This is a genomic window from Pseudomonas sp. KCJK9000, assembly GCF_046230725.1.
Classification (GTDB): domain Bacteria; phylum Pseudomonadota; class Gammaproteobacteria; order Pseudomonadales; family Pseudomonadaceae; genus Aquipseudomonas; species Aquipseudomonas promysalinigenes.
Map to the genome: position 1 here is coordinate 47,016 of NZ_JBJJLN010000006.1, position 23,851 is coordinate 70,866.

The 23,851-nt window shown below is 62.1% G+C and carries 26 protein-coding genes; 13 read left to right on the plus strand and 13 right to left on the minus strand.

The window, feature by feature from the left end; all coding sequences use genetic code 11:
• The first annotated feature begins 181 nt into the window (after positions 1 to 181).
• The gene (locus ACK59H_RS04450) at positions 182 to 1,033 is read left to right on the plus strand and encodes a 5-methyltetrahydropteroyltriglutamate--homocysteine methyltransferase (protein WP_060478548.1); all 852 of its coding nucleotides are present in this window, start codon (positions 182 to 184) and stop codon (positions 1,031 to 1,033) included.
• Here ACK59H_RS04450 and ACK59H_RS04455 read toward each other — a convergent pair whose 3' ends face one another.
• From ACK59H_RS04455 to ACK59H_RS04475, 5 genes are all read right to left on the minus strand, one after another.
• Complete coding sequence (locus ACK59H_RS04455; protein ID WP_060478517.1) at positions 1,034 to 2,212, minus strand: acetyl-CoA C-acetyltransferase; 1,179 nt, start codon at positions 2,210 to 2,212, stop codon at positions 1,034 to 1,036.
• A 228-nt stretch (positions 2,213 to 2,440) separates the two neighbouring features.
• Positions 2,441 to 3,547, minus strand: coding sequence for an agmatine deiminase family protein (locus ACK59H_RS04460; RefSeq protein ID WP_060478518.1), 1,107 nt, complete (start codon positions 3,545 to 3,547; stop codon positions 2,441 to 2,443).
• 3 nt (positions 3,548 to 3,550) lie between these two features.
• Positions 3,551 to 4,636, minus strand: coding sequence for an extracellular solute-binding protein (locus tag ACK59H_RS04465; RefSeq protein WP_060478519.1), 1,086 nt, complete (start codon positions 4,634 to 4,636; stop codon positions 3,551 to 3,553).
• A 2-nt stretch (positions 4,637 to 4,638) separates the two neighbouring features.
• A complete protein-coding gene (gene aguB, locus ACK59H_RS04470; RefSeq protein WP_060478520.1) occupies positions 4,639 to 5,535 on the minus strand; it encodes an N-carbamoylputrescine amidase in 897 nt (298 codons plus the stop codon).
• Positions 5,532 to 6,572: an agmatine deiminase family protein gene (locus tag ACK59H_RS04475; RefSeq protein ID WP_060478521.1), complete on the minus strand. Its 1,041-nt coding sequence runs from the start codon at positions 6,570 to 6,572 to the stop codon at positions 5,532 to 5,534. The genes aguB and ACK59H_RS04475 overlap by 4 nt, the downstream gene beginning before the upstream one ends.
• A gap of 136 nt (positions 6,573 to 6,708) precedes the next feature.
• Between ACK59H_RS04475 and ACK59H_RS04480 the strand changes: the two genes are divergently transcribed.
• From ACK59H_RS04480 to ACK59H_RS04490, 3 genes are all read left to right on the plus strand, one after another.
• A complete protein-coding gene (locus tag ACK59H_RS04480; protein ID WP_060478522.1) occupies positions 6,709 to 7,566 on the plus strand; it encodes a LysR substrate-binding domain-containing protein in 858 nt (285 codons plus the stop codon).
• Positions 7,567 to 7,696: 130 nt separating this feature from the next.
• Positions 7,697 to 8,908: an enoyl-ACP reductase FabV gene (gene fabV / locus ACK59H_RS04485; RefSeq protein ID WP_060478523.1), complete on the plus strand. Its 1,212-nt coding sequence runs from the start codon at positions 7,697 to 7,699 to the stop codon at positions 8,906 to 8,908.
• A gap of 203 nt (positions 8,909 to 9,111) precedes the next feature.
• Positions 9,112 to 10,020: an alpha/beta fold hydrolase gene (locus ACK59H_RS04490; protein WP_060478524.1), complete on the plus strand. Its 909-nt coding sequence runs from the start codon at positions 9,112 to 9,114 to the stop codon at positions 10,018 to 10,020.
• Between the two features lie 24 nt (positions 10,021 to 10,044).
• Here ACK59H_RS04490 and ACK59H_RS04495 read toward each other — a convergent pair whose 3' ends face one another.
• The 5 genes from ACK59H_RS04495 to ACK59H_RS04515 form a co-directional block, all read right to left on the minus strand.
• Positions 10,045 to 10,386 carry a HopJ type III effector protein gene (locus tag ACK59H_RS04495; RefSeq protein WP_060478525.1) on the minus strand — a complete coding sequence of 114 codons (342 nt, stop codon included), beginning with the start codon at positions 10,384 to 10,386 and terminating at the stop codon, positions 10,045 to 10,047.
• Positions 10,383 to 10,676 (minus strand): DUF1244 domain-containing protein, encoded by a 294-nt coding sequence (locus tag ACK59H_RS04500; protein ID WP_060478526.1) that lies wholly within the window; start codon positions 10,674 to 10,676, stop codon positions 10,383 to 10,385. Before ACK59H_RS04500 ends, ACK59H_RS04495 begins: the two co-directional genes overlap by 4 nt.
• A gap of 9 nt (positions 10,677 to 10,685) precedes the next feature.
• Positions 10,686 to 11,378, minus strand: coding sequence for a dihydromonapterin reductase (folM, locus tag ACK59H_RS04505; protein WP_060478527.1), 693 nt, complete (start codon positions 11,376 to 11,378; stop codon positions 10,686 to 10,688).
• A 75-nt stretch (positions 11,379 to 11,453) separates the two neighbouring features.
• Positions 11,454 to 12,014, minus strand: a complete 561-nt coding sequence (locus ACK59H_RS04510; protein ID WP_060478528.1) for a hypothetical protein — start codon at positions 12,012 to 12,014, stop codon at positions 11,454 to 11,456.
• A 161-nt stretch (positions 12,015 to 12,175) separates the two neighbouring features.
• Positions 12,176 to 12,796, minus strand: a complete 621-nt coding sequence (locus tag ACK59H_RS04515) for a hypothetical protein (RefSeq protein WP_060478529.1) — start codon at positions 12,794 to 12,796, stop codon at positions 12,176 to 12,178.
• A 163-nt stretch (positions 12,797 to 12,959) separates the two neighbouring features.
• On the opposite strand from ACK59H_RS04515, the gene ACK59H_RS04520 reads away from it, so the two are divergent.
• Positions 12,960 to 13,415, plus strand: a complete 456-nt coding sequence (locus ACK59H_RS04520; protein ID WP_060478530.1) for a flavodoxin — start codon at positions 12,960 to 12,962, stop codon at positions 13,413 to 13,415.
• Here the strand turns inward: ACK59H_RS04520 and ACK59H_RS04525 are convergent.
• Positions 13,397 to 14,293, minus strand: a complete 897-nt coding sequence (locus ACK59H_RS04525; protein ID WP_060478531.1) for a LysR family transcriptional regulator — start codon at positions 14,291 to 14,293, stop codon at positions 13,397 to 13,399. The two genes, ACK59H_RS04520 and ACK59H_RS04525, sit on opposite strands and share 19 nt — an antisense overlap.
• Positions 14,294 to 14,390: 97 nt before the next feature.
• Here ACK59H_RS04525 and ACK59H_RS04530 point away from each other — a divergent pair, with 97 nt between their 5' ends.
• From ACK59H_RS04530 to ACK59H_RS04545, 4 genes are all read left to right on the plus strand, one after another.
• On the plus strand, positions 14,391 to 14,777 hold the full coding sequence (locus ACK59H_RS04530) for a CidA/LrgA family protein (RefSeq protein WP_060478532.1): 387 nt from the start codon (positions 14,391 to 14,393) through the stop codon (positions 14,775 to 14,777).
• On the plus strand, positions 14,767 to 15,453 hold the full coding sequence (locus tag ACK59H_RS04535; protein WP_060478533.1) for an LrgB family protein: 687 nt from the start codon (positions 14,767 to 14,769) through the stop codon (positions 15,451 to 15,453). Before ACK59H_RS04530 ends, ACK59H_RS04535 begins: the two co-directional genes overlap by 11 nt.
• 175 nt (positions 15,454 to 15,628) lie before the next feature.
• Positions 15,629 to 16,534 (plus strand): alpha/beta fold hydrolase, encoded by a 906-nt coding sequence (locus ACK59H_RS04540; protein WP_060478534.1) that lies wholly within the window; start codon positions 15,629 to 15,631, stop codon positions 16,532 to 16,534.
• A 115-nt stretch (positions 16,535 to 16,649) separates the two neighbouring features.
• Positions 16,650 to 17,552, plus strand: coding sequence for an SDR family oxidoreductase (locus tag ACK59H_RS04545; RefSeq protein ID WP_060478535.1), 903 nt, complete (start codon positions 16,650 to 16,652; stop codon positions 17,550 to 17,552).
• 212 nt (positions 17,553 to 17,764) lie between these two features.
• On the opposite strand, the gene ACK59H_RS04550 is transcribed toward ACK59H_RS04545, so the two are convergent.
• Positions 17,765 to 18,547 carry an IclR family transcriptional regulator gene (locus ACK59H_RS04550; protein ID WP_060478536.1) on the minus strand — a complete coding sequence of 261 codons (783 nt, stop codon included), beginning with the start codon at positions 18,545 to 18,547 and terminating at the stop codon, positions 17,765 to 17,767.
• A 114-nt stretch (positions 18,548 to 18,661) separates the two neighbouring features.
• On the opposite strand from ACK59H_RS04550, the gene hmgA reads away from it, so the two are divergent.
• The 3 genes from hmgA to maiA are packed head-to-tail and all read left to right on the plus strand — an operon-like array spanning position 18,662 to position 21,903.
• Positions 18,662 to 19,963: a homogentisate 1,2-dioxygenase gene (gene hmgA, locus ACK59H_RS04555; protein ID WP_060478537.1), complete on the plus strand. Its 1,302-nt coding sequence runs from the start codon at positions 18,662 to 18,664 to the stop codon at positions 19,961 to 19,963.
• 3 nt (positions 19,964 to 19,966) lie between these two features.
• Positions 19,967 to 21,259 (plus strand): fumarylacetoacetase, encoded by a 1,293-nt coding sequence (fahA, locus tag ACK59H_RS04560; RefSeq protein WP_060478538.1) that lies wholly within the window; start codon positions 19,967 to 19,969, stop codon positions 21,257 to 21,259.
• Between the two features lie 11 nt (positions 21,260 to 21,270).
• Positions 21,271 to 21,903 (plus strand): maleylacetoacetate isomerase, encoded by a 633-nt coding sequence (gene maiA, locus ACK59H_RS04565; protein WP_060478539.1) that lies wholly within the window; start codon positions 21,271 to 21,273, stop codon positions 21,901 to 21,903.
• Here the strand turns inward: maiA and ACK59H_RS04570 are convergent.
• Positions 21,897 to 22,703 carry a SirB1 family protein gene (locus ACK59H_RS04570; protein WP_060478540.1) on the minus strand — a complete coding sequence of 269 codons (807 nt, stop codon included), beginning with the start codon at positions 22,701 to 22,703 and terminating at the stop codon, positions 21,897 to 21,899. The genes maiA and ACK59H_RS04570 overlap by 7 nt on opposite strands.
• A 123-nt stretch (positions 22,704 to 22,826) precedes the next feature.
• Here ACK59H_RS04570 and ACK59H_RS04575 point away from each other — a divergent pair, with 123 nt between their 5' ends.
• Entirely contained in the window at positions 22,827 to 23,846 is a 1,020-nt protein-coding gene (locus ACK59H_RS04575; RefSeq protein ID WP_060478541.1) for an amino acid dehydrogenase, read from the plus strand.
• The last annotated feature ends 5 nt before the right edge of the window (positions 23,847 to 23,851 follow it).

Genomic DNA, 23,851 nt, shown 5'->3' on the forward strand with positions numbered 1-23,851 from the left:
TGTGCGGCAGGTGCTGGCCTGGGGTCATGTCTGAAGGCGCACGCGGTTGCTCTGAACAAGACATGGAGCAGCGGCATCATGAGAAATTCTTGAGTTCATCTCAAATTTAATGAGTTTGTCTCAGCCGTACGCGGGCCGGACAATGCTGCGCATTCATTCTGGGATTATCGAGGGGCGCGACATGGCACTGGCACACATTCTGGGGTTCCCCCACATCAGCGGCGACCATGCGCTGCGTGCCCGCCAATGGCAAGTGCAGAAAGATGCCGGCATCGACCTGTTGCCGGTCGGCGACGTTGCCTGGTATGCCCAACAGCCAGCGTGCTTGCTCAGCGTCGATGAGCAGCTTCTGGCGCAGAAGTGGGAGCAATTGTTCGAAGAAGTCAAAGCGGCGAAAGCCTTGGGCCATGCAGTCAAGCCGGTGGTGATCGGCCCATTGAGCTATCTGTGGCTGGCTAGCCAAAGCGCCAGCGAGCTGGATGAGGTGCAGTTATTGGAGCGCCTGTTGCCGCAGTATGACCGGGCCCTTAACCACCTGGCTGCTCTGGGCGCCGATTGGGTACAGATCGATGAGCCGATCCTGGCCAGGGAATTGCCCCAGGAATGGAAAAACGCTTACGAGCGGGTTTACAACATCCTTCAGCGTGCGCCGCTGAGGAAGTTGATCGCCATCAGCACCGGTGGCCTCGAGGGCAACCTGGGCGTGGCCGTCAGCCTTCCGGTCGATGGCCTGCATGTCGATCTGGTTCAGGCCCCGGAGCAGTATGCGGCCGTACTCGATCGCCTGCCGGGCTACAAGGTGCTGTCGCTTGGCCTGATCGACGGTAACAGTGCCTCACCTGGCGATCTGGAAGCGACATTGGACTTGCTGCGCGATGCCCACGAGCGCCTTGGCGATCGCCTGTGGGTGGCAACATCCTGCGCGTTGCTGCACGGCCCGGTACACCTGGCCGTGCAGAAGTGTCAGGAAGTCGCGCAACTGGCCAGGGCGGTCAACGACGCGCAAGCCAGCGAGCTGCGGGTCAGCGCCTGATCACCGTTCGATGGCCAGGGCGACCCCATGGCCGCCTCCGATGCACAGGGTGGCCAGGCCTTTTTTGGCGTCGCGTTTGATCATTTCATGCAGCAAGGTGACCAGCACCCGGCAACCGGAAGCGCCAATCGGATGCCCCAGGGCGATTGCACCGCCATTGACGTTGACCTTGCTGGCATCCCACTGCAGTGCCTTGCCCACCGCCAGGGCTTGAGCGGCGAACGCTTCGTTGGCTTCGATCAGGTCCAGGTCAGCCAATTGCCAGCCCGCTTTGTCCAGGCAGCGTTGGGTTGCAGACACAGGGCCGATGCCCATGATCGCTGGGTCCACCCCTGCGCTGGCATAGCCGGCAATCTTTGCCAGTGCCGGCAGCCCGAGGGCCTGGGCTTTGCTGGCGCTCATCAGCAATACGGCGGCGGCGCCATCGTTCAGGCTGGAGGCATTGCCGGCGGTAACGCTGCCATCTTTCTTGAACGCTGGGCGTAGCTTGGCCAGCGATTGGGCAGTGGTGCCGGGGCGAGGCTGTTCATCGCGGTCAAAGACCAAGGGCTCGCCTTTTTTCTGCGGCATCACAATTGGCGTGATCTCGGCCTTGAAGCGCCCGGCATCGATGGCCTCTACGGCCTTGCGCTGCGAGTCGGCGGCGAACGCGTCCTGCTGCTCCCGGCTCAATTCATAGTTGTCCGCCAGGTTTTCCGCAGTGATGCCCATGTGATAGTCGTTGAAGGCATCCCACAGGCCATCGCTGATCATGCTGTCTATCAGTTGGCCATGGCCCATGCGTTGGCCGGTGCGCGCCGAAGGCATCACGTACGGGGCCAGGCTCATGTTCTCCTGGCCTCCGGCGATCACCACCTCGGCGTCGCCGCAGCGTATTGCCTGGGCCGCCAGGTGCAGAGCCTTCAGGCCAGAGCCACAGACTTTGTTCAGGGTCAGGGCCGGTACGCTGTAAGGCAGGCCAGCCTTGATCGCGGCCTGGCGCGCAGGGTTCTGCCCAGCCCCCGCGGTCAGCACCTGGCCGAGAATGACTTCGTCGACCTGAGCCGGGTCCAGCCCGGTCTGCGCCAGCAGCTGCTTGATCACTGCCGCACCCAGATCGACCGCGGGCACTGTGGCCAGGGCGCCCTGGAAGCTGCCGATGGCGGTACGGGTTGCGGCGACGATGACCACGTCGTTCATGTTGTTGTTCTCCGGGCAATGGGCGTAGTGCTGCCAGCATCGGCGCGATGGGCTGATTTGTTAAGTTTGTTTTTCTTTGTGATTGATGTGAAAAGCCAATGAATGCGCGCTTAGGCCGTGGCGGCCACTGGGCAGCGTGCTGGTCGAGGCCAGTGCAGCCCATGGGGTTGCGCGCCTGGGGCGGTCGACCTCACGACCGATTGACCGTTGCAGGCATGCGCCAGGCGACTATGCCGGGCACTGGTGCGTCACGCAGTGGATACCGCCGCCACCGGCAGCAATGGCATCGATGTCCAGCTGAACGATTTCGCGCCCTGGGTACAGCACTGCCAAAAGCGCCCCGGCTTTCTCATCGGCCTGTGCATCGCCGAACTGCGGTGCGATGACTGCGCCATTGATCACGAAGTAGTTGATGTACCCCGCCGCGAAATCATCGTTGCCCCGGTTGAATTTGTTGCGCCGCCCGTGCATTGGGGGTGATACGACGTGTATTTGCAAACGCCTGCCTTGAGCATCGGTGGCTTGCTTGAGAATCTCCAAATGCTTGCGGGTCACTTCGTAGTCATAGGAGTCCGGATCATTGTCCAGGTTGGCGATGACCACCCCCGGACGAACGAAGCGCGCATAGAAATCCACGTGCCCGTCCGTGATGTCCTTGCCTGCGATACCCGGCAGCCAGATGACTTTATCCAACCCCAGACGCGCTTTGAGCTCAGCCTCGACCTCGGCCTTGCTCCATTGCCGGTTGCGGTTGGCATTGACCCAGCTGCTCTGCGTCATGATGCCAGTGCCATGGCCGTCCACCTCGATGGCACCGCCTTCGCCGACCAGTTCGCTGCGCTGGTAACGCGCGTTGGCCAGGCTAGCAACGCGCCTGGCCAGTAGCGCGTCGTTGCGATGGCGTTGTTTGTTGCCCCAACCGTTGAAGTTGAAGTCTACGGCTGCCAGAGCGCCCTGATCGTCGAGCACGAAATTGGCGCTGATGTCGCGCATCCATATATCGTCCAGGTCGCACTCGACAAACGTTGTGTTGCCGCTGGCGCAGTGCTGTTCGGCAAGCTCGCGTTCGCCGGGGCGACAAAAGACGGTGACCGGCTGATAGCGGGCAATGGCCTGGGCGATTCGGCCGAGGGCCGCCTGTACATCGGCGGTGAAGTCTTCCCAGATTGCCTGCTGGGCACCGAATGCGATGAACGCGCGTTGCTGGGGCTCGCCCTCGTCCGGCATGAACCAGCGCCCAGTCTCCTCGGCACGGGCAAGGCCCAACGGCAGCCCCAGCCCGGCGCCCAGGCCTGCGGCCAGTGACAGTTGCAGAAAGGTTCGACGGTTTGGCATGGCTCAGTCCTGTGCGGTCTTGAAGCGAGTCCACACGCGCATGCGTGCTCGCATGTCGGCTTGTGGAATATCGCGGCCCGGAATCAGCCGGGCATAGGTGGCGGGGGCCAGGTAGATATCGGGGTTGTCGCGCATCCGTGCGTCCACCGCTGGGCGGGCTTTGGCACTGGCGGTCGGGTAGCCTGTGAAGTTGCTGATGGCAGCCATGTTCGCCGGGCGCATCACGAAGTTGATGAAACGATAGGCGTATTCCGGGTGCTTGGCATCGATGGGGATGGCCATGGTGTCCATCCACACCGTTGTGCCCTGGCGGGGCACTCGGTACTGGAAATCCAGCTGCTTGCCGGCCGTTTCGGCCGTGCGTTGGGCTTGGATCACGTCGCCGCTGTAGCCCAGTGATAGGCATAGGTTTTCGTTCACCAGCTCGGTCACCGGTTGCGACTGGAATTTGCGGATGTAGGGGCGAACCGCCTTGAGCAATTCGCTGGCGGCGGCCAGGTCTTCGCGCTTGGCGCTGCGCGGCTCTCGCCCCAGATAGTTGAGCACCACGGCCAGTACTTCGTCAGGAGAGTCGATGATCGAGATGCCGCAATCGGCGAACTTGGCGGCCAGTTCCGGTTTGAACAACAGATCGAGGTTGTCCAAAAGCGCATCGGGCATGCGCTGGCGAATTTTCTCGGCATTGCCGGTCAGGCCGATGGTGCCCCAGGTGTAGGGGACGGTGGCTTTGCTGGCGTTGGGGTATTGCGCGTGCAGCGCGCGCAGCCCTGGCTCGATATCCCCAAGTGCCTCCAGGCGGCTCTGGTCGAGCGGTTGCAGGCTGCCGGCACGCATCAGCCGTTCGGCCACGGTGTCACCAGGGAACACCAGGTCGTAGCCACTGCGCCCGGACATCAACTTGGCCTCCAATACCTCGCTGCCGTCCATCACGTCGTAGATCACCTGGATACCGGTTTCTGCGGTGAACCGCTTGAGTGTGTCTTCAGCGAAGTAGTCGGCCCAGTTGTACAGGCGCAGCGTAGGTTGCTCGGCATGGGCCTGGCTTGCGCAGATGGCCAGGCCTAGTGCGGCGAAAAGATGGCGTACCATGTTCAGGCCCTCGGGTTGAGTGAGTGCTGACCATCCAGCGTCAGTAGGGGCGCATACATCTGCGGCCGGCGGTCGCGGTAGATACCCCAGCTCAGGCGGTCCTCGCGCATGCCCGCCAAGTCCAGATCGTGCAGCCAGATGCCGCTGCTGGCACGGTCGGCCTCGGTGAGCATGGCGCCCTTGTGGTCGCAGATGAACGATGAGCCGTAGAACATCATGCTCAGTGATTCATCGCTGCCAGCTACTTCCTTGCCGACACGGTTGGCCGCCACCACGGGCACCAGGTTAGCGGCGGCATGGCCGCGCATCGCCACCTGCCAGTGGTCGCGCGAGTCGAGCTCCATGCAGCCGGGCTCCGAACCGATGGCGGTCGGGAACAACAGCACTTCAGCGCCCATCAGTGCCAGGCAGCGGGCCGTTTCCGGAAACCACTGGTCCCAGCAGATGCCGATGCCCAGCCGGCCGAAGGCGGTGTCCCAGACTTTGAAACCGGTATCGCCAGGGCTGAAGTATTCCTTCTCTTGGTAGCCGATGGCGTTGGGGATATGGGTTTTGCGGTAGACGCCCAGCAGCCGGCCATCGGCATCGGCCACCGTCAATGAATTGAAGAAAGCGTTGCCGGCCCGCTCATACCAACTCAACGGCAGCACCACGCCGAGTTCGCCGGCCAGGGCTGCGAAGCGTTGCAGAATCGGGCTGCTGGGGTAGGGTTGGGCCAGTGCCTGGTGTTTGTGGTCCTGCTCGATGCAGAAGTAGGGTGTGGCGAACAGCTCTTGCAGCAGGATCACCTGTGCGCCTTGGGCGGCGGCCTGGCGCACCAGTTGCTCGGCGCGCTCGAGGTTGCCTGGCAGGTCCCAACTGCAGGGCATCTGGGTGGTGGCCACGCGCAGCAGGCTCATGGCTGCACCTGGGGTTGCTGCTGGGTGATGCAATGGATGCCGCCGCCGCCGTGCGCAATGGCATCGATGCGCACCGGTACGATTTCACGGCCCGGGAATGCCTGGGCGAGCTGCTCGGCGGCGTTCTGGTCAGCGGCAATGCCGTAAGCCGGCATGATGATCGCGCCGTTGGCGATGTAGAAGTTGGTATAGGACGCGCAGAACACCTCAGCATGCTGATCCACCGCAGCGCTGGCTTCGTATAGGTCCAGCAGTTCGAAATGCCGGCCATGGGCGTCGGTCGCCAGTTCCAGAGCGCGGCGGTTTTCCCGGACCACTTCGGCGTAGACCGAGCCATGCTCATGGGTGGCATCGACCAGCAAAACACCAGGGCGGGCAAATGCGCAGACACCGTCGACATGGCCGTCGGTCATGTCGCCTGTGACGTATTCTGGGTCTCCCGGCAGCCAGATGGTTTTGCTGATGCCCAGGTAGCGGGCAAAGCAAGCTTCGAAGGTCGCCTTGTCGATACCTGGATTGCGGTTCGGGTTGAGCAGCACCGACTCTGTGGTGATCAGCGTACCCTGGCCATCCACATGAATGGCGCCCCCTTCGTTGCACAATGCGGTACTGAAGCCGTCCACACCCAGATGGTCGAGGATGCGGCGCCCAAGGCTGCGGTCTAGATCGTACTGCGATTTACCGCCCCAGGCGTTGAAGCGCCAGCTCAGGCCGGCCAGGCCGTACTGCGGGTGGCAGATGAAGGTCGGGCCGCTGTCCCGGCACCAACTGTCGTCAACGGCCAGTTCGATCAGTTCGATATTGGCACCGCACAGCGCACGGGCACTGGCCATGGCCGACGGGTCGACCACCATCCTGACGGGCTCGAAGCGTGCGATCGCGGCCGCTACTCGGGCAAAGTCGCGCTGTACGTCGGGCAGGCTGACTCGCAAGCCGCTCTCCCATTGGGCCTGGTTGCTAGGCCAGACCATCCAGGTTGCTGCGTGGCGGGCCCATTCGGCAGGCATACGCCAGCCGCTGTCGGCAGACAGGTGCATAGTGAACTCCGATTCTATTAAGGTTTTTTATCAACGAAGCCCGCCGTCGCGGGTGTTGATGACCATGCTAGGGCTATGAAAGCGGGGTGACAAACGATAGATTTAGTAGAAAACTGATTAGCAGAGCTTATCGATCATGCTCAAGTACTGGCCCCCACTCAATGCCCTCAGGGGCTTCGAAGCCGCCGCACGGCTGGGCAGCTTTCATAAAGCCGCACAAGCCCTGAACCTCACCCAATCAGCCATCAGCCAGCAAATCCGCAGCCTGGAAACCTACCTGGAACAGCCCCTGTTTCATCGCAGTGGCCGCGCGGTGAGCCTGACCGATGCCGGCCAAGATCTGCTGAGCACCACCCAGTCTATGCTCCAGCACCTGGCAGTGGGCATCCGCCGCCTGGAGCAGTACCGCAAGCCCAACCAGCTGGTGGTCAATACCAGCCCCGCTTTCGCTCGGCACTGGCTGCTGCCACGTTTGGCCGATTTCCATCAGCGCTGCCCGCAGGTGGACCTATGGCTGTTCACCAGCTTCGAGGTCCCCGATATGGCCAGCGAAACCATCGACCTGGCCATCCGTGACGACCTCAGCGCCCAAGCTGAGTGCAGCTTCACCGTGTTGCATCAGGACGCCCTCTACCCAGCCTGCCACCCAACATTGCTGCAAAGCCCTGCGCAAATGCGCACTACTTTGCACGGAGAGCGCGAAATGGACTGGAGCCATTGGCAACTGGAAGGCGGTGAGGATGTAGGGCAGCAGGCCAAGGGGCTGAATTTTTCAGACCCAGGGCTGTTGCTGGATGCGGCAAGCGAAGGCCTGGGGGTTGCCTTGGTGAGCCAGTTGCTGGCCCAACGCGTGGTGCAGCAGGGGCGCCTGCAGGCGCTGTCCGAGCAGCGGGTACGTGGACCAGCCTGGGCTTGCCTGGTCCATCGTGACAGCCAGGACGATCCACTGGCCCGACAGTTCCTGGGGTGGTTGCGTGATCGATTGCAGGCGTGACCGGCGTTTGAATCGCCTCAAACACCCCGTAATATGTGTCGGATAACCTGCGGGGGTAGTCTCACCCTCGATCAAACGGAATCGCCCCCGCTGGCGCTTCCTCCGGCATTAACCTGACGAGGTACAGACATTGGCCATCATTCATCCTAAGGTTCGCGGTTTCATCTGCACCACGACTCACCCGAAGGGCTGCGAGCTCAACGTCCGTGACCAGATCGAAGCCACCCGCAAGCTGGGCGTGCGCGAGGATGGCCCGAAGAAGGTCCTGGTCATCGGTGCTTCCAGCGGCTACGGTCTGGCGGCTCGCATTACCGCAGCCTTCGGCTTCAAGGCCGACACCCTGGGCGTGTTCTTCGAAAAGCCCGGTACCGAAACCAAGGCCGGTACTGCCGGCTGGTATAACGCTGCTGCCTTCGACAAGTTCGCCAAGGCCGAGGGCCTGTACAGCAAGTCGATCAACGGTGACGCCTTCTCCGACGAAGCCCGCGCCAAGGTCATCGAGCTGATCAAGAACGAAATGGGCGGCAAGGTCGACCTGGTCATCTATTCGCTGGCTTCGCCTGTGCGCAAGCTACCGACGACCGGCGAAGTGGTGCGCTCGGCGTTGAAGCCAATCGGCCAACCGTACAAGTCGACTGCGATCGACACCAACAAGGATACGATCATCGAGGCCAGCATCGAGCCGGCCACTGAGCAGGAAATTGCCGATACCGTCACCGTGATGGGTGGCCAGGACTGGCAGCTGTGGATCGACGCTCTGGCGGGCGCGGACGTACTGGCCGAAGGCGTGCGCACCGTAGCCTTCAGCTACATCGGCACCGAAATCACCTGGCCAATCTACTGGCACGGTGCCCTGGGCCGGGCCAAACAGGACCTGGACGAAACCGCACTGCGTCTGGACCAGAAGCTGGCCGCTGAAGTGAAAGGCGGCGCCAACGTGGCGGTGCTCAAATCGGTGGTCACCCAGGCCAGCTCGGCCATTCCGGTGATGCCGCTGTACCTGTCGATGGTGTTCAAGATCATGCAGGAAAAGGGTGTTCACGAAGGCACCCAGGACCAACTGGACCGCATGTTCCGTGACCGCCTGTATCGTGCTGACGGCGCACCGGCCGAGGTCGATGAAAAGGCCCGCCTGCGCCTGGACGACTGGGAGCTGCGTGACGACGTGCAGGACGCCTGCAAGGCGATGTGGCCGCAAGTGACCACCGAAAACCTGTTCGAGCTGACCGACTACGCCGGTTACAAGAAACAGTTCCTGAACCTGTTCGGCTTCGAGCGCGCTGACGTCAACTACGACGAAGATGTGGCTACCGATGTGAAGTTCGACTGCATCGAGCTGTAAGCTGCGAGGCTTCATTGGGCTAGCACAGGCGAGTGTTTGCCAGTCCAGCCCAAGGGGTTCGCTTCATCGCCGTTCGCGGGTTTAGCCACGAACTGCTGTGCCCCGGCCCGGGTAGACCAGCATGAGGCCCCTACTGCCTGTTATTAGCCAGTAGGGGCCCTTATTTTTTGCTAGTTTTGGCGCATCACAACAGGATGCGCGACATGAGCAGCCTCACCCAACCTGCTACCGCATTTCGCCAGGCCGCAGCCGACGGCTACAGTCTAGGCGGCTTCTGCTGGCGACACGCCCAGCCCGACAGCCAGCGACCTCTGGTGATCATCAATGCGGCCACTTCGGTTCGCTGCCGATATTACTCGCGCTTCGCCAACTACCTGTTCGCTCACGGCTGCGATGTACTGACCTACGACTACCGCGGCATCGGCGAGTCTCGCCCGCACGCATTGCGCGGCTTCCAGGCTTCGTGGAGCGATTGGGGGCGGCTGGACTTCGAAGCCATGTTGGCCCACGCTGCCACGCAGTTTCCTGGCCAGCCAGTGAGTGTGGTGGGCCATAGCTTCGGCGGTTGCGCCGTGGGCCTGGCCCCGTCGGCAGGGCAGGTGCGGCGGGTGCTGATGGTAGGGGCGCAGTTTGCCTATTGGCGTGACTATGCACCTGAGCAACGCTGGCGGCTGCTCGGCAAATGGCATGTAGCGATGCCGTTGCTCACCCGTCTGTTCGGTTACTTTCCTGGCAAGCGCCTGGGCTGGATGGAGGATACCCCCACTGGGGTGGTCAAGGACTGGACGGCCCGCACCGAGCGCTATGAGCATCGGCCCAGCGGGCGCTACCTGCCAGAAATGCCATTTGCTCAAGTACGCGCAGCGACGTTGGCGATCAGCCTGACCGATGACCCGTTCGGCACCGTAGCGGCTACAGAGCGGCTGCTGAGTTACCTGCAGGGCGCCGAGCGTTGGCACCTGCGCATAGCCCCTGTGGATATCTCGGTCGAGCAGATCGGCCACTTCGCGTTTTTCCATGACAGGTTTCGCGCGAATTTGTGGCCGATTGCCCTGCAATGGGTCAAGTGCGGCAGTTTGCCTGCCAATGGGCCAGGGCAGCTGATCCGCTGATCACCCCGGCCTGGCCCGATGCCATCAAACGTTGCGCTTGAGCGGCTGAGCGGCGAACTTCACGCCCGCCAGCCCGTGTTTGATCAACGCCCGGATATTGCCATGGTCGCTGCCTTCAGGGGTGGCCAGCACATCGCGATAATGTTCGCCGAAGGCCAGCAGTGCCTGCTGGTCGCTCAGCCCTTCCAGCAGAGCCAGGCCCAAGGTCTTGCACGACCCTTCGTTCTGCCCTGCGGCATTTTCCACGCCACCGTTGTTGAATGCCTGGGGCTGGTAGCTATAGTTGCTGGCGATGAACGCCAGGGTATCTGCGAAAAGGTGTTGGCCGCTGGCCAGGCTGCTGCGCAGGGTGTTCAGATCAGTCACGAGGTTTTTCCTTGTTCGAACGCCGCTTGCTGCTCGGCGCTGGCTTCTTTCTGGTATTGGGCTTTCCACTCGGCGTAAGGCATGCCGTACACCGCTTCGCGGGCGTCATCCAGGGTGATGTCGACCTGGCGCTCGTCGGCGGCGGCCTTGTACCACTTGGACAGGCAGTTGCGGCAGAAACCAGAGAGGTTCATCAGGTCGATATTCTGCACATCAGTGCGTTTTTGCAGGTGTTCGACCAGGCGCCGGAATGCGGCGGCTTCGAGTTCGAGTTGCTGTTGTTCAGTCATGTGAGTCTCTCAGATCATGCGGTTCTTCAGGTGGCGGCCACCGTTGATGACCACTTGGCTGCCCGTGCTGTACTGGCTGGCGAGCAGGTATTTGACCGTCTCGATCAACGGCCCGGCGCCGGGCTCGAATTCCAGCAGGGCCTTTTTCAGGGTCTGCTGCCGATAGGCCTCGTCACCACCTTCCTTCAGGATCAAAAGGCCCGGCAGGATACCGTTGACATGGACCTTGGGCGCGTACTTTTCAGCGAATGACAGCACCATGTTCTGCAGTGCAGCCTTGGTGGCGGCGTAGCCGATATGGCCCTTGCTGCCACGCGAAGAGGTTTCGTCGCAGATGTGAATGATATCGGCCTTTTCGACCTTGTTCAGCAACTCGCCCAAGGCCAGGTTCAGGTGATAGGGCGCCTCGACATGCAGGCGGTACATGGTCTGCAGGTTGTCCAGGTCATCGTCGAGCCAGAGCGAGGCATTGTGGATGATGGCACGCAGGCCGTCGTAGTTGCGCTGCAGGTGATCGATCAAGGCATCGCGGTCGGCCTTCAGGCACAGGTCTGCCTGGAATTGCACGATGTTCGGGTGCGCAGGCTGGGGCTGTACGCTGCGGCTGGCACTGACTACCGTATGGCCGGCCTGGGCCAGTTCGAGGGCCAGGGCCAGCCCGACGCGCTGGCTGGCTCCGGTAACGAGAATGGGGCTATTCATGTGCGGGCGGTCAACTTGTCTGTCCTGTCGTTACTGCCCAGCATACCCCAACTGATACGGGTTGTATGACCCGCCTCAGCGGCTGCGCAATGCCGAGCCGGTTGCTGGCGTGGCATGCAGCCAGTTGGCCAACAGGCGGGTGGACAAGGGTATGAAGCAATAGACCATCACCGGCGTCAGGGCCAGGGTGCTGAGCATGATTCTGGGCAGCAGATCGAACGCCGCCAGCCATTGCCCGAACAGCGCATTGAACAGCAACGAGACGGGGAAGAACGCCAACCAGATGGCCACCGCCTGCTTCCAGCGCGGCGGCTTTTGCACCGAGCTGGTGCCAAACCAGTCGTCCAGGCCCGTCACGCGCCTCTCCCTGGGGCGTTCGAACAAGCCATTGCCCCGCACCAGCCATGCTTTGCGCGAAGCCGAATGCTCCCAGGCGCACAGTGTAGGCTCGTCACTGAAACGGAAAATAATCTGGAATTCATCGCTGTCGCGGGGCGGGGCGAGGATGCCTGAGCCGAGGTAGCCGGGGAAGTCCGTGGCAAGTTGCTCGCCTTCATGCAGCCAGGCCAGCAGGTCCTGGTAACGGCCATGGGCGGCGCGGCGTGAAACCATCAGCGTGACGGGTGGGGTAGACATCGTGTATCTCCTGGCGATGGAGCTGGCGGGTAGCCGGCCCCTGTCTGCGTGGCCCGGGGTGTTGGGCGACGTCAGCAGGCATGCAAGAAACGGGCGCAGCGAGGCATTTTACAGGGGTGCAGGTGAGGGGAGAAACACGTGAATCGACGCAAGGCTTGCAGTTAGACCGCTACCTGATCGTGCAGCTCGGGGTGTGCGAGGCGGTGGGCCTGGAGAATGTATTCGCGTAGCCGGTCGATTTCCCCAGCGCTGCTGCGGCTCAGGTCATAGGCGGCAAGGTCCGGGCCGATACGACGGCGTAGCCGCCCATGCAGGCCAATTGGGCTGACACCAGTGGGTGCGAAATGCAGATCGAACCGTGTAGGTGCTTTTGCCATGCCGCGCACTTCGAGCAAGACGCCTTTGAACGAGATATCCCTGACCAGCAGCCCGGAAGGCTTGCCCTGGGCGTCAAGCAGCGGGCATGGCTGTTCCATCGACAGGCGCCAAGGGCGCAGCATCGGGCCATCGTCTTCATAGATTTCCGGGGAGCCGATTTGCAGGTGCAGCGCATTGAACTCATCTTCGACCAGCTGGAGCGGGAAGCTGATTTGCTGGTTGTTGAACTGGGCCTGAAGGGTCACCTGCTCGTTGGCAACCAGACGGGCCAGCAACGACTGAACGCGGCGGTCACCATTGACCTGCAGGCTCGACATGGGGTCGGCCAGGTTCAACTGCGGGGAATGCTGCATGTCCTGGATGAAATCCAGTTCGTCCTGAGTCAGGAGCGCGTCGGGTTGCATGATCGAACTCGGTGGTAGCGATTTCTTCAACGGGAATTGACCGCGTTCAATGTGATTGGTTCAAGTGCATTGGTCGGGATTTAAGACGGTTCAGAGCCGGCCTTTTGCCACCTACGGATGCTAGTATCCTACGTTTTCAGTCAGTTTCGGAATCCACATCCCGATGAAAGTCGCCATTATCTCAGGTTCGGTGTATGGCACCGCCGAAGAAGTCGCCCGACATGCCGAGGGCTTGCTCAAGGCTCAAGGCTTCGAAGCCTGGCACGCCGCCCGCGCCACTGCTCAGGACCTTGAAGGTTTTGCCCCTGCCGCATTGCTCGCGGTTACGTCCACCACCGGCATGGGCGAGCTGCCCGATAACCTGATGCCCCTTTACAGCAGCCTTCGCGATACCCTGCCAGCGGCCTTGCGCGGTTTGCCAGGCGCGGTCATTGGCTTGGGGGACTCGAGCTATGGCGATACCTACTGCGGCGGCGGCGAGCAGGTACGTGAACTGTTCGCCGAGCTGGGTGTGCGTGAAGTGCTGCCGATGCTCACCCTCGATGCCAGCGAAACCGTGACGCCCGAGGCGGATGCTGAACCGTGGTTGGTGCAGTTCGCTCAAGCGTTGAAGGCCTGAGGCGGCTGCTCGCGCAACAAGGCCAGCCAGGCCTGCGCGGCACGTGAGAGGTAGGCGCCACGCCGCCAGATGAAGGCGATGTCCCAGCGCAGCTGCGCTGGAGCCATCAGCGCCAGGCGCACCACGCCGGGGCGTTCCAGCGTTTTTGCCACTACTCTGGGCAGCAGCACCACGCCCTGGCCAGCCGCTACCAGCGCTACCAGGAAGTCCGCCTGGCCGCTGCGGCCACCTTCTATCGGGGTGAAGCCCTGCTGCTGGCATGCCTTGAGCAACCGGTCATTGAGCACGAAACTGCGTTGGTACAGCAGGAAAGGGGTCTGTGCCAGCTGTTTCAGGCTGACCTGTTGCAGCCCGGCCAACTCATGACCCGCCGCAAGCATCGCGTCCAGCGGTTCATTGCAGAACGGTTGGTACTCGAAGGCCGGGTCGCTTGGCGTCAGGCTGCCGCCCAGCTCCAGTTCGCCGTTTGCCACCGCCTGTTCTATGTTTCGGCTGCCACCTTCGAGCAGTTGAATGGTGATGTTGGGGTAACGCCTGCGGTATTCGGCGAACAATCCGGCGAACAATGTATCGCTGCCTAGCATCGGCAAACCCAGGCGAAGCTCGCCACGCCCCATCTGACCTAGATCGTCCAACTCGTTGAGCAGTGCCTGGCGCTGGCGCAGCAGCGCTTCGCCACGCTCCAGCACGATACGCCCGGCAGCCGTCAGATGCAGTTGAGAAGCCTGACGCTCAAGCAGCGGCTGGCCCACATCTTGCTCCAGCTGAGCGACCTGCTTGCTTACGGCTGACTGGCTGATATGCAAGGTTTTCGCGGCTTGGGTAAAACCCCCGCAATGAACCACTTCGATGAAGCTGCGCAGCTGTTTGAATTCCATTGTTGCGATTCCATTGTGGAATGGATGCAAGTCTAACAATTCGCTTTTGGCCTAGGCAGTCGAAATTTAAAATTAAGGCCTGTCGAGGAACCTGCCCATGAAACCCACACTGTTCAAAAAGCCCGTGCGCCTGCTTGCCGAAGTTGCGGTGCTGCTGGGCTTGTTTCTATTCGGTGGCCAATTGGCCGCCTGGCTGGGCTGGCCGATTCCGGGTGGCGTGATGGGGCTGGGCCTGCTGCTGCTATTGTTCGCTTGCGGTGTGCTCAAGCCCGCCACCTTGCAGCTTGGCGCTGGTTGGCTGATGGCCGAAATGCTGCTGTTCTTTATCCCGGCGCTGATGAGCCTGCTCGATTATGGCAGCCTGGTGCGCAGTGAGGGCTGGCGCATCCTGCTGGTCATTGCCGTGAGTACTTTGATGGTCATGGTGGTGACCGCTTTGACCGTGGAGCTGGTCTGCCGCTGGAGGCTGCGCCATGAGCCTTGAACCGATGCCGCTGTTCTGGCTGGCCTTGACCTTGGCGGCGTATCTGCTCAGCCGATGGCTGTACCGGCGTACCGGGCGCTACCTGATGTCGCCGCTGATTCTGGTCCCGGCGTTGTTGCTGGCCGTTGCCGTGCCGCTGCACACGGCCTACGCCGAGTATTCGCGCAACACCCATTGGCTGATGAGCGTGCTGGGCCCGGTGACGGTCGCCTTCGCGGTACCGATCTGGCAGCAACGGGCGATGCTGGCACGGCATTGGCCTGCATTGCTGGTAGGGATGGTGGCGGGAAGTGCGGCATCGATCGCAAGCTCCTGGGGGCTGGCACACGTATTGGCATTGGATGACGCCATCAGTCTGTCGCTGGTGCCGCGCTCGATCACTACTCCTTTCGCCATGCCCCTGGCCCATGACCTGGGTGGCGTGCCGGAACTGACGGCAGTGTTCGTGATGTTCACCGGCGTACTGGGGGCCATGTTCGGTGGCGTTCTGCTGCGTTGGCTGCCGCTGCGTACTCCTTTGGCGCGCGGTGCGCTATTCGGGGTGGGGGCGCACGGCGCCGGGGTCAGCCGCGCCAGGGAGGTGGGCGGCGAAGAAGGTTCTGTGGCCGGGCTGGTGATGGTGCTGACCGGGTTGCTCAATCTATTTGCCGCGCCATTGCTGGTGATGCTGCTATGACCATTCGTGCCACTGACTCGCTCGGTCATCAAGCTGGCTGGTAACGCAAGTTTCACCTGACGGGCCGCTGATACACTCAACCTCGAAATAGAGAGCACATGTAAGTGCCGAGGTGACATGCAATGACCGCAGCCTTGCTCGATACCATCAATTCCATTGCACCTGGACCGCTGTGATGCCTATCGCCGAGATTCCTCTGCGCGTATGGCGTACCCGCGGTCAGAGCTTTTCATTCCGTGGCCACAGCATTCGTTACTGGAGCGCAGGGCAAGGAGAACCCCTGCTGTTGTTACATGGTTTTCCCACCGCGAGTTGGGACTGGCATTACCTGTGGGCGCCGTTGGCGCAACGCTTTCGGGTAATTGCCTGCGACATGCTCGGTTTTGGCGATTCTGCAAAGCCGCACAACCACCGCTACAGCCTGATGGAACAAGCGGACCTGCAACAGGCGCTGTTGGCGCATCTGCACGTCGATCAACCGGTGCACCTGTTGGCCCACGATTATGGTGGCAGCGTCGCCCAAGAATTGCTTGCCCGGCATCACGAACGGCGAGCGGAAATTGCCAGCTGTGTGTTTCTCAACAGCGGGCTGTTTCCGGAGAGTTGCCAGATTCTGCGTGTTCAAAAGCTACTGCTCAGCCGGCTCGGTTGGCTAGTCGGGCGATCGTTCGGCCGCGATGGCCTGGTGCGCACGCTCAGCCAGATCTACGGCCCACGCACCCATCCCAGCGAAAGTGCGCTGGATGACTACTGGAGCCTGATCACAGCCAACGCCGGCACGCGTATCCTGCACAGGCTCATCGCCTACGTGCCCGAGCGCAGGCTGCACCGTGAGCGCTGGGTTGGCGCGTTGCAGCATGGGGCCGTGCCGCTGCGTTTCATAAACGGCGTGGTTGACCCGGTTTCGGGGGGCCACATGCTCGAGCGCTATCAGCAAATGGTGCCGAACCCCGACACCGTGGAGTTGCAGGGTATTGGCCATTACCCGCACACCGAGGCACCAGTGCAGGTACTGCGCCATTATCTGTCGTTTCGCGAACAGCCCTTGAGCTTCGTACCACAGAAAGTTGCCTGGTCCTGAGCCGGCTATCATCGGCGCGCCTTATCGCCCGGCATTCAGCCAGGTTGAGCTTGATTGTCCGCCTCCAAGTGCTGGCGGAGACTCGATGCATTCAACCTGACTTGGAGCCATGAGCATGAATGAGCCGGTGAGCCTGCAAGAGCGTGTAGTGATCGTGACCGGCGCCGGCGGTGGCCTGGGCCGTGCCCACGCCTTACTGTTTGCCGCGCGTGGCGCCCGGGTGGTGGTGAACGACCTGGGCGGTTCTGCCCAGGGGGAGGGCGCCAACGCTTCTGCCGCCGACCAGGTGGTGGCGCAAATCCGCGCAGCCGGCGGCACGGCGGTGGCCAATCATGATTCGGTAACCGAGGGAGCGCGTATCGTCGAGCAGGCGCTGGACTGTTTCGGCCGGGTCGATGTGCTGGTGAACAACGCAGGCATCCTGCGGGACAAAGCCTTTCACAAGATGGACGACAGTGATTGGGAGCAGGTGTACAAGGTCCACGTCGAAGGTGCCTACAAGATCACCCGGGCTGCCTGGCCGTACCTGCGCGAGCAAAACTGGGGGCGGGTGATCTTTACCGCATCGACTTCGGGGATCTACGGCAACTTCGGCCAGGCCAATTACGCCATGGCCAAGCTGGGGCTTTATGGGCTGACACGCACCCTGGCCATCGAGGGGCACAAGCATGCAATACGGGTCAATGCCATTGCGCCGACTGGCGGCACTCGCATGACCGAGGGGTTGATACCCCCTGAGCTGTTCGAGCGCCTCAGGCCTGAGTTGATCAGCCCTTTGGTGGTGTACCTGGGCAGCGAGCAGTGCCAGGACAGCGGGCAATTGTTCGAAGTGGGCGGCGGCTGGGTAGGTAAAGTGCGCTGGGAGCGTAGCCTGGGCGTCGGCTTTGACCCTGAGCAGGGTTTCACCCCAGAGCAGGTCGCGCAGCAGTGGGCGCAGATTGGTGATTTCACCGGCGCCGTGCACCCGCAAGACAACTTGCAGTCGTTGCAGCAGATGATGGCCAACCTGCAAAAATAAAAAAAGCCGCTGCACATGCAGCGGCCAATCGAGACGTTAGATCAAGGAGCTTCAAAATCTACGTCGTACAACCTCGCGGGCCTGAAAAGCGGGGGGGATAAAACCCTTCAGGCCAGCCAGTGCGACCAAGAATAAGCGCTTGATCCGACGGGAAAAATAGCCGCTCGTGACATTCACCTTTACGTTTCGGGCAATAGTGCCTGGCGGTCGTTTCAAGGCGCTGGCGCGTAGCCCATGCGCCAGCTGGTGTCCCGTGCGGCAGCCAGTAGCCGCTGCGCTGCCGGGCCGTTCTCATCAGCATGGAAAATTGAAGTCGGCCCGACCACGGTCATCACCGCAGCGATCTGCCCCATGGCGTTGAACACTGGCGCAGACAACGCATCCACACCGGGCATCAGCAGACCGTGCACATGGTGCAAGCCGCGTTCGCGGATGCCTGCCAGCAAGGGCTCATACGCGCAGGCGCTTTGCTGCAGTGCCGCCAGTTCGCGGTCGCGCAACTCCACGGTCTCACGCTCGGGAAGGTGGGCGGTGAACACCAGGCCAGTGGAAGAACTGAGCAGCGGCAGTACCGAGCCGATTTGAGTCACCACCGTAACCGCTCGTACGGCGGGTTCGATACTGACCACAGTGGCGCCTTGGTTGCCCCATACCGCAAGAAAGCAACTTTCGTTGAGCGCGTCGCGCAATTGCGACAGCGGCAACGCCGCTACCTTCAACACATCGATGCTGCCCAACGCTGCCAGCCCCACACGCAAGGCTTCACGCCCCAGACCGTAGTGGTTGGTTGCGCCATCCTGCTCGGCGAAGCCGCTGGCGATCAGTGCTTGCAGGTAGCGGTGTACCTTGCTCGCCGGCATCTGCACGTGCTCTGCCAGGCGTGACAGCGAGGTGGACGGCGAGAGTTCGGCAAGGGCCTTGAGGATATCGGTGCCGACTTCCGCCGAGCGGACTTTCTGCTTGCCGTTGTCGGCGCTGGAGCTGGCTTTGGCCATGGGTATGAAGCTTCCGGATGTTTCGCGTCGCGCCTTTATAGCTTGACGCCTGGCAGGGAGCAAATTACGTTATTCGTAATTAAATTACGATAAAAACAAAATCCGGAGGCATCGATGAACCGCGACACGTCCGCCGACCTTCAGTACCTGAGCGGTTTCGGCAACGAATTTGCCAGCGAAGCACTGCCCGGCGCACTGCCGATCGGGCAGAACTCCCCGCAAAAGGCCCCCTATGGTTTGTATGCCGAGCTGCTGTCGGGCACGGCGTTCACCATGCCCCGCAGCGAGCTGCGCCGCACCTGGCTATACCGTATCCGCCCGTCGGCGCTGCACCCTCGTTTCGAACGCCTTGAGCGCCAGCCTCTGTCGGGGCCGCTGGGGGCGATCACGCCCAACCGTCTGCGTTGGAACCCTCAGCCGATACCCACCGAGCCTACCGATTTCATCGAAGGCTGGTTGCCAATGGCCGCCAATTCGGTGGCCGAAAAGCCGGCGGGGGTCAGCATCTACCTCTACCGCGCCAACCGCTCCATGCAACGGGTGTTCTTCAACGCGGACGGCGAGTTGCTGTTGGTACCAGAGCAAGGTCGCCTGCGCCTTGTTACCGAACTGGGGGTGATGGACATCGAGCCGCAGGAAATCGCCGTGATGCCTCGCGGGATGAAATTCCGTGTCGAGTTGCTCGATGGCCAGGCCCGCGGTTACGTCGCCGAGAACCATGGCGCACCGCTGCGCCTGCCGGATCTGGGGCCGATTGGCAGCAACGGCCTGGCCAACCCCAGGGACTTTCTCACCCCGGTGGCGCGCTACGAAGAGGCCCCAGGGCCAGTGCAGCTGGTGCAGAAGTTTCTTGGTGAGCATTGGGGCTGCGAGCTGCAGCATTCGCCGCTGGACGTGGTCGCCTGGCACGGCAGCAACGTGCCGTATAAATACGACCTGCGCCGTTTCAATACCATTGGCACGGTGAGTTTCGATCACCCGGACCCGTCGATCTTCACCGTACTTACATCGCCGACCAGCGTACACGGCATGGCCAATATGGATTTCGTGATATTCCCGCCCCGCTGGATGGTGGCCGAAAACACGTTCCGCCCGCCATGGTTCCACCGAAACCTGATGAACGAGTTCATGGGCTTGATCAGCGGCGCCTACGATGCCAAGGCCGAAGGCTTCCTGCCCGGTGGCGCATCGCTGCATGGGGTGATGAGCGCCCATGGTCCGGACGCCGAAACCTGCGAAAAGGCCATTGCGGCGCAACTGGCACCGCACAAGATCGACAGCACCATGGCATTCATGTTCGAAACCAGCCAAGTGCTGCGCCCCAGCCTGCAGGCACTCGACAGCCCGCAACTGCAGGCCGATTACGACAGTTGCTGGGCTAGCTTGCCCAGCACCTTCAACCCGAACCGGAGATAACCGATGAACCAGACCGCCATTGCCCGTAGCTGGGTCGAGCACGCCAACGGGCACCGCGACTTCCCATTGCAGAACCTGCCACTGGGTATCTTCAGCCGGCCGGGTGAGGCGCTGCGCTGTGGCGTCGCCATTGGCGATGCCATCCTCGACCTGGAGGCCGTGCTGGCCACAGGCTTGCTTGCGGGCCAGGCCAAAGTTGCGGTGGAGGCGACCCGTGGTGGTGCGCTGAACGCTTTTTTCGCGCTTGGGCGCGCTGCACGGGTGGCACTGCGTGAGCGTCTATTGGAGCTGCTGGGCGAGCACTGCGAGCATCAACAATCGCTGCAAGCAGCGTTGTATCCGGCCAGCGAGTGTCAGCTTCACTTGCCGGCCAAGGTTGGCGACTACACCGATTTCTATGTGGGTATCCAGCACGCCACCAACGTCGGCAAGCTGTTCCGTCCGGACAACCCCTTGCTGCCCAACTACAAGTACGTACCGATTGGCTACCATGGCCGCGCCTCCACCTTGCGTCCCTCTGGCACCGACGTACGCCGCCCCAAAGGCCAGACCTTGCCGGCTGGCGAGACTGAACCGCGCTTCGGCCCCTGCGCGCGCCTGGACTACGAGTTGGAATTGGGCATCTGGATCGGCCAAGGCAATGACATTGGCCAGGCCATCCCAATAGCCGAGGCCGATCAGCACCTGGCTGGCCTGTGCCTGCTCAACGACTGGTCAGCCAGGGACATTCAGGCTTGGGAATACCAGCCCCTGGGCCCGTTCCTGTCCAAAAGCTTCATTACCACGCTTTCGCCGTGGGTAGTCACAGCCGAAGCGCTGGAGCCTTTCCGCTGCGCCCAGCCGGCCCGCCCGGACGGCGACCCGCAGCCACTACCTTATTTGCTCGACCCCAAGGACCAGGCGCGCGGGGCCTTCGACATCGAGCTGGAAGTGCTGCTGCTTACCGAGCGCATGCGCGAGCAGGGCTTGCCGGCCCACCGCCTGGCCTTGAGCAACACCTTGAACATGTACTGGACCGTGGCGCAGTTGATCGCCCACCACAGCGTCAACGGCTGCCAGTTGCAGCCTGGTGACCTGTTCGGCTCCGGCACGCTGTCCGGCGCCACGCCCGACGCTTATGGCAGCCTGCTGGAAACCACGCTCGGTGGAAAGCAACCGGTGGAGTTGGCCAGCGGTGAGAAGCGCACCTTCCTCGAAGACGGTGACGAAATCATCCTGCGTGCGCGCTGCTCGCGTGATGGTGTAGGCAGCATCGGCTTCGGCGAATGCCGCGGCAAGATCATCGCGGCCAACTGAGGGAGTGGGCCATGGAGCTGTATACGTATTACCGTTCCACGTCGTCCTACCGCGTGCGCATTGCCCTGGCATTGAAGGGCCTGGATTTTCAGGCTTTGCCCGTCAATTTGCTCAAGGGCGAGCAGCATGTGGCAGGCTACCTTGCCGTTAACCCCCAAGGCCGGGTGCCGGCTTTGCGCACCGACGAGGGTGAGCTGCTGGTGCAATCGCCAGCGATCATCGAGTATCTGGAAGAGGCGTATCCACAGCCGGCACTGTTGCCGGCCGATGCCAACATGCGCGCCAAAGTACGTGGGGTGGCGGCGCTCATCGCCTGCGATGTGCACCCGCTGCACAATGTCAGCGTGCTCAATCAACTTCGGCAGTTGGGTCATGATGAAACGCAGGTCCATCAGTGGATCGCCCACTGGACCAGCCACGGTCTGGCCGCCGTCGAGCAGTTGATTGGCGAACATGGCTATTGCTTCGGCAGCCAGCCTGGGCTGGCGGATGTCTACTTGATACCGCAGCTATATGCCGCCGAGCGCTTCAATATCGACCTGAGCCGGTACCCGCGCATAGCACGGGTGGCGGGCCTTGCTAAAGCGCATCCGGCATTCGCCAAGGCGCATCCGGCCTGCCAGGTGGACACCCCGGCTCAGTGAATAGAGCGCTTGGCGCTCGGAAGCTTGGCGATCCGTTCAGACAGCTTCAGCCGCTGGACGGGGTCTTCGGTCAGCAGCAGGGCATGCTCCAGGTCGAAGCGTTCGGCGTGGGGGCAATCCAGCCGCTGATAGAGCGTGGCACGGGTCATGTAATCGCTGACCTGCACCGGGCCCAGTTGCATCACCCGCTCAGCATCCACCAGCGCAGCCAGGTGGTTGTCGTTGCTGATATGCAACTGGCGAAGGTTGCGTGACAGTCGCTGCAGCATCTGCTTCGCACTGGCACTGCGCAGGTGCTCTGCAGTCAATGGCATCTGTGGGCCGAACTGGCGGGCCAGTAGCTCACGGCAATCGTTGGTGTAGAGGCGACGGCCGCCACAGGGGTCGAGCAGGTGGTCGGCGCCTGGCACCCGTAGCAGAAAGTGCCCCGGAAATGCCACACCCTCCAGGGGGATGGACAAGCGCTGAGCCAGTTCCAGGGTAATGATCGCCAGCGCCAGCGGTTGGCCGCGTCTGCGCTGCAATACTTTGTCCAGCAACGCCGCATGGGGGCGGATCGGGTGGTATTCGTCTTGTTGAAAGCCTAGCGCGTTGAGCTGGCGCAGCAGCGGTTGAGCGAGCTCCGATAGTGGCAGCATGGGCAGACTGGCGCTGATCTGCCCTTGGACATTGCGCAATGCAGCCAGGCATGCGGCAGGTTCGACCTGCCGATCATGCTCGGCAGCAATCCATAGGGCAGCTTCCAGCAGGGCGACCGGCTCGCGTTCCAGGCAGGCCAGGCAGGCTTGACGTGGGTTCATGGGGGTTCTCCACTCACGCTTGAGTATTAGCCGTGGCGCGTGCATTCGTCCAGTGGTCCGCTCACAGTGCCCAATTCTGACACGTGCCTATACTGCTATGAGCACCTCGTTGGGGAGCCGTAGATGTTCGCCCTGATGCAAAGCACCCGCACCCAGTCGCTGCACCTGTTCATCGACCCGCCCACCGGCCTCAAGGCCGTCGTGGCGATTCACAGCGAGAAATTGGGCCCTGCGCTGGGTGGCTGCCGCTATCTACCCTATGCCGATGACGAAAGCGCCATGGCCGACGCCGTTCGCCTGGCCCAGGGCATGAGCTACAAGGCGGCCCTGGCCGGGTTGTCGTTGGGTGGCGGCAAGGCGGTGGTCTTGCGCAACCCTCATGTGGAAAACCGCGCGGCGCTGTTCGAGGCCTTCGGCCGCTTCGTCGACACCTTGCAAGGGCGTTTCATCGTGGCCGTGGACAGTGGCACTTCCACACAAGACATGGACTGCATCGCCCAGAGCACCCCACACGTCACCAGCACCACAGCTTGCGGGGACCCTTCTGCGCAGGCGGCGCTCGGAGTGTTCGCCGGTATACGCGCCACGTCTCAGGCACGCCTTGGCAGCAGTAACCTCGAAGGACTGCGAGTGGCGGTTCAGGGGTTGGGCAACGTCGGTTATGCCCTGGCCGAGCAACTGCATGCGGCGGGGGCGGAATTGCTGGTCAGCGACCTGGACCCAGGCCGGGTGCGCCTTGCGGTGGAGCAGTTCGACGCGCACCCGGTAACCCACGACGCCTTGATCAGTACGCCCTGCGATATTTTTGCGCCTTGCGGTGTGGGGCCGGTCCTCAACGGGCAAACGGTGATGCAGTTGCGCTGCGCTGCAGTGGCAGGTGCGGCGAACAACCAGCTGACCACGTTGCAAGTAGCTGATCAGCTGGAATCACGAGGCATCCTGTATGCCCCCGACTACGTGATAAATGCCGGAGGCCTGATTTATGTTGCCCTCAAGCATCAGGGCGAAGCCCTGAGCACCATCACTGCACATTTGGCGGGCATACCTGCGCGCCTTACCGAGATATTTGGCCATGCCCAGGCGCAAAAGCGCTCGCCCGCACGGGTTGCGCAGATGCTCGCTGAGCGCCTGCTTTATCCGTAGGCCTA